This window comes from Micromonospora sp. NPDC005173, from assembly GCF_040608515.1.
In the GTDB taxonomy this organism is placed as follows: domain Bacteria; phylum Actinomycetota; class Actinomycetes; order Mycobacteriales; family Micromonosporaceae; genus Micromonospora.
On sequence record NZ_JBEXIK010000096.1, the window covers coordinates 1 to 4,883 of the forward strand.

General features: G+C 68.6%; 3 protein-coding genes and 2 pseudogenes. 4 read left to right on the top strand and 1 reads right to left on the bottom strand.

What is annotated here, in order from left to right:
* Positions 1-97: 97 nt before the first annotated feature.
* The 4 genes and pseudogenes from ABZV00_RS37630 to ABZV00_RS37645 all read left to right on the top strand — a co-directional run.
* Positions 98-391: pseudogene (locus ABZV00_RS37630) on the top strand (integrase core domain-containing protein); the annotation flags it as partial.
* A gap of 53 nt (positions 392-444) precedes the next feature.
* Positions 445-1,683 carry an IS110 family transposase gene (locus ABZV00_RS37635; RefSeq protein WP_355615387.1) on the top strand — a complete coding sequence of 413 codons (1,239 nt, stop codon included), beginning with the start codon at positions 445-447 and terminating at the stop codon, positions 1,681-1,683.
* A gap of 127 nt (positions 1,684-1,810) precedes the next feature.
* Complete coding sequence (locus ABZV00_RS37640) at positions 1,811-2,809, top strand: RNA polymerase subunit sigma-70 (protein WP_355615390.1); 999 nt, start codon at positions 1,811-1,813, stop codon at positions 2,807-2,809.
* A gap of 45 nt (positions 2,810-2,854) precedes the next feature.
* Complete coding sequence (locus tag ABZV00_RS37645; RefSeq protein ID WP_355615393.1) at positions 2,855-3,439, top strand: dihydrofolate reductase family protein; 585 nt, start codon at positions 2,855-2,857, stop codon at positions 3,437-3,439.
* Between the two features lie 587 nt (positions 3,440-4,026).
* On the opposite strand, the pseudogene ABZV00_RS37650 reads toward ABZV00_RS37645, so the two are convergent.
* Positions 4,027-4,777, bottom strand: a pseudogene (locus ABZV00_RS37650) (hypothetical protein).
* Positions 4,778-4,883: the final 106 nt, after the last annotated feature.

Genomic DNA, 4,883 nt, shown 5'->3' on the forward strand with positions numbered 1-4,883 from the left:
AAGGCCCTGGGCTGGAAGACCCCCGCAGAAGCCCTCGACGAACACCTAAGATCTATCCAACAAGCCGGTGTTGCAACGACTCCTTGAACCTAAGCAATACGTCAGCGCCCAGCACGCGCGCCTCGCACACCGTCACGACATCCGCCTGTCCGTCGGCCGGCGCGGACAGTGCTGGGACAACGCAGTCGCCGAGTCGTTCTTCGCCACCATCAAAAACGAACTCCTGCACCGCCAGGCCTGGCCCACCCACCAAGCCGCCCGCCAGGCCATATTCGAATACATCGAGGGCTGGTACAACACCCGCCGCCGACACTCAACCCTCGGCTACCTCAGCCCTGCGGCTTTCGAGGCCACCAGCTCACAACCGCTACCGATCGACCAAACCGCCTAACTAAGATCAACACAACGACCCTGTCCGTCGAAACGGGTCAAGCCCAGGTAGCGATGCTGTTCGTGGGTGATGACTGGGCCGAGGACCACCACGACATCGAGATCGTGAACGAACAGGGCCGTCGGTTGGCGCGCCGGCGTCTGTCGGAAGGATTGGATGGCGTCACGCGCCTGCACGCTCTGATCGCCGGCGTGATGCCGAAGGAGTGGGCCGAGCTGCCAGCCTCCGATGCTGCCGCTCGGGTCAAGATCGGGATCGAGACCGAACGCGGTGCATGGGTCGCCTCGCTGGTGGCCGCCGGTTATGAGGTCTTCGCGATCAACCCGATGTCCACGGCACGGTACCGGGAGCGGCATTCCACGTCGAAGGCGAAGAGCGACGCCGGCGATGCGCATGTGTTGGCGGAGATCGTGCGCCTCGACCGCGATCACCACCGCCCGATCGCCGGGGACTCCGACGACGGCGAGGCGATGAAGTTGGTCGCTCGCAGCCACCAAAGCATGATCTGGGACCGGACCCGGCACGTGCTACGTCTACGGAGCGCGCTACGGGAGTACTTCCCGGCCGCGTTGACCGCCTTCGACGACCTCGACGCGCCTGACGCGCTCGCCGTCCTGGCCGCGGCACCCGATCCCGACCGGGCCGCGCGACTGTCCACGGCCAGGATCAGCACGGCACTGCGTAAGGCAAACCGTCGTGACGTCGCGGTCAAGGCGCTGCAAGTCCAGACCGTCCTACGGGCGCCCGCGCTACGGCAGCCTCCGGCCGTGCAGCAGGCGTTCGCGGCCATCGTCGCCGGTGAGGTCAGGCTGATCGCAGCGCTCAACGCGGAGATCGACGCCCTGGGCGAGGTGGTGGCAGAGCATTTTGGTCGGCACCCGGACGCTGAGCTCTACACCAGCCTGCCCGGCCTCGGTGTGGTCCTCGGTGCTCGGGTGCTGGCCGAGTTCGGCGACGACCCCAAGCGTTACGCCGACGCCAAGGCGCGCAAGAACTACGCCGGCACCTCACCGATCACCCGAGCCTCTGGCACGAAGAGAACCGTGCTGGCGCGGCATGTCCACAACGACCGCCTCAGCGACGCCGTGCACCAATGGGCCCTCTGCGCTCTGCGTGGCTCACCCGGCGCCCGTGCCTACTACGACGCGATGAGAGCTCGAAAGATCGGCCACCACGCAGCGCTGCGCCAGCTCGGCAACCGCCTCGTCGGCATCCTCCACGGATGCCTCAAGACCCGCTCAATCTACGACGAACACAAGGCCTGGGCTCACCACAGCACAGCAGCCGCTTGACATTTTGAATCCTGGGATGTCTGCCGCGATCCGCGCGCTACGCAGTTGCCGCAAGTCGGCGCCGTCAGTGCACGGTCATGCCGATGAGCGGGCGTCGTCCGGGCTTGTCGTTAAGTACCGTCGCCGGGTGGACGACGACAGGAGTTTCGCCGAACTCGCCGAGCGGCATCGTGCCGAGTTGCGGGTGCACTGCTACCGCATGCTCGGGTCGTTCGATGAGGCCGAGGACCTGGTCCAAGAGGTATTCCTGCGGGCGTGGAGAGGCCGGAACGGGTTTCAGGGGCGTTCTTCGTTGCGCGCTTGGCTGTACCGGATCGCGACCAATGCGTGCCTCGATGTCCTTGACGGTCGGGCGCGGCGCGTGCTGCCCCATCAGGCCGGTCCGCCGTCCGGACCGGGGCAGGCGCGAGCTGCGGTTGTCGCTACCCCTTGGCTGCAGCCGTTTCCCAGCCATCTATGGGAGCCGGTCGCGCCGCGCTCCGATGAGCCGGAGCCGACGGTCGTCGCGAAGGAGACGTTGGAACTGGCCTTCCTGGCCGCGATCCAACACCTGCCGCCCCGGCAGCGCGCCGCGGTGATTCTGCATGATGTGCTGGGCTGGCCGGTCCGGCAGACGGCCCAGGTACTGGACGGTACCGTCGCATCGGTCAACAGCGCGCTGCAACGGGCACGAGCAACGCTGCGCGAGCACCTGCCACCGGGCCGGACGGACTGGGCGCCGTCCTCACCACCCACCGACGAAGATCGCAGGGTGCTACGCCGGTACATGTCCGCGGTCGAGCGTGGCGATCTCGCCGGGGTCGCCGAACTGCTGGCGCAGGAAGTGCGAACGACGATGCCGCCGTATCCGGAGTGGTTCGCCGGCCGCGACGCGGTGCTCGCGGCGCTGTCGGCGAGCTGGAATGCCGGCTCGCCCAGCTATGTGGGAGCGTTCCGCATGCTGCCGGCGGGGGCCAACGGCCAGCTTGCCGCGGCGGCCTACGTGCGACCTGCGGCAGAGCACTCCTACGCACCGTTCGCGATCGGGGTGCTGCAGATCCAGGACGGCCGGATCACAGAGATCACCGCGTTCCACGCGCCGGCGCTCTTCCCGGCGTTCCTGCTACCGCCACGCCTCCACCGATGAGCTTGCCCGGCGGACACCGTCTCAACAACCATGACCAAGTCTGAAATGAGCGACACTGAGCCGCAGACCGCAGCCGGAAAGGTCCTGTGGCACTTCACCACGTCACTGGACGGATTCGTGGCGGGGCCGAACCACGAGATGGACTGGATGAGCGGAATCTCGGCCCGTCCGGGCCTGGCCGACGAGTACATCGGGACCACGGGCGCCGTGTTGGGTGGCCGAGACGGCTGGGACGCCGCGCCTGACAGCCGCCCGTACGGCGGCTCCTGGGACGGACCGGTCTTCGTGCTCACCCACCACCCCGAGGACGCCGCGCCCGCCGACGGAGTCACGTTCCTGAACTGTGACCCGGCCGAGGCGGTGCGGATCGGGCTGGAGGCGGCCGGCGGCAAGAACCTCGAAGTGTTCTCACCGACCATCGGCCGCCAGCTTCTCGCCCTGGGCCTGATCGACGAGATCGACCTGCACATCGCACCCGTCCTGCTCGGCGACGGCATCCGGCTGTACGACAACCCCGGCAGCGAGCCGATCCGTCTTCACCAGCTCGGCGAAGGCGAACCTACATCGGTCGTGAACGTACGCTACCGGCCCACCACAACGGCGAACATCCCGACCGAGAGAGCCGGGTGATGGAGCGGTAGCGGGTCTGGTGGCGCCGGCACGACGAGCGCTCGCCGGCCGCGGGAGGCGGCAGAACCGGGGTACACGGGTCTTGAACCGGGCGATCCGGCCAAGGTCAGCTGCACGGATCTGCCGCCGAGCGTGCGCTGGCCTTCAGCCTGTCGGGCGCTGATCGAGCAGACGTGACGGAGCCTCGCGTTTTGCGGGAGGTACCCCCACTTTTGGTGGGGCCAGCTCTGGCCGTGGTGGGGCAAGCTGAGACCGTCAGCATGAGGGGGGCAATCGCCTGCTCGCGGTGGCCTTGGCTCACAGGAAAGGGCTGCGTTGTGAGCGGCTGTGAGAATCGAGAGTTTGCCGGCTGATCCGCTGCTGCCGGGAGTGGAGCGGGCCGGTCACACCTCGAGTTGGGAGCGCCGACAGCTCCGGCGTCGATGCGGCCTCGAGCAGCGGTGGACCGCGAAACGACGGTTGGGGTCCACCGCGTGTGCAGGGCCGGCACAGCCGAACGTCCTCGCCGGCGGGTCGGTGCGACAGGCGAGGACGTTCACGGGCTTCTCGTGTAGCGGCATCGGATTGATGCGGTGCGCGGGTGTGACTCAGGCGGCGAGCGCCGCCGGCGCGGACACCGGCATCTGATCGGCGATGCGGCGGCTAACCGCGGCGAGGCCGGTGCGGGTGGCCGAGCGGTGCACGGCTTGATGGGCGAGTTCGTCAGCCGTCAGCCGTCTGCTGGCTGGTGACGCCGGTGAGCAGCCCTGTGGTGAGGGCGTCGGCGAGGCGGGTGTCGATGCGTCTCAACCGCATGCGCAACGCGTCGACGGTGATGCCGAGGCGGGCGGCGACCGGTTCGATGGCCCGCCGCCCGAGCCGGATGTCGATGTAGGGCTGCTCGTCCTCCCGGTCGAGGATGCCCAGGCCGACCGCCCGTTGGACGAGCAGGTCCGGGTGCCCGTAGGGCACGGTGGGGGTGCGGGGACCGGTGATGTGGTCGACGTTGTCCACCGACGTGTACTCGCAGGCTTGTTGTCGCAGGGCGTAGCCGGCGCGGAACGCCGCCCGGCACAGCGCCGCGTAGGGGGCGTCGCGGGCCAGGTCGACCCGGTCGCGCAGCGCGGTCAGGAAGCCGGTGAGGACCTCTGCGCCGATGTCGTCCGGGTCGCCGCCGTAGCCGGCGCACAGGTGATTGGCGTAGCGGCGCAGCGCCGGCATTGCCATGCCGACCGCGGCGATCACCCACGCTGGCCCGTCGAGGCGGGCGCGGCGGATCAACTCCCGCCACACCTCGTCGCGCGCGGTGAAGGCGCGCGGGTGCGCGAGGAGCCAGTCTCGCAGCGCCGGCAGTGTCATGACATCGCCGGGCAGGCCGGTAGTTGTCAAGTCAACCTGAGACAGGTTGTCGTTAGCGGGTGGGTTGTTCTTGCCGGGCCGGGTTGTTGATCCAGGCGGTGTCGGG

Coding starts and splice junctions, on each gene's coding strand:
- ABZV00_RS37635 (WP_355615387.1), top strand. CDS start 445: ATGCTGTTCGTGGGTGATGACTGGGCCGAGGACCACCACGACATCGAG.
- ABZV00_RS37645 (WP_355615393.1), top strand. CDS start 2,855: ATGAGCGACACTGAGCCGCAGACCGCAGCCGGAAAGGTCCTGTGGCAC.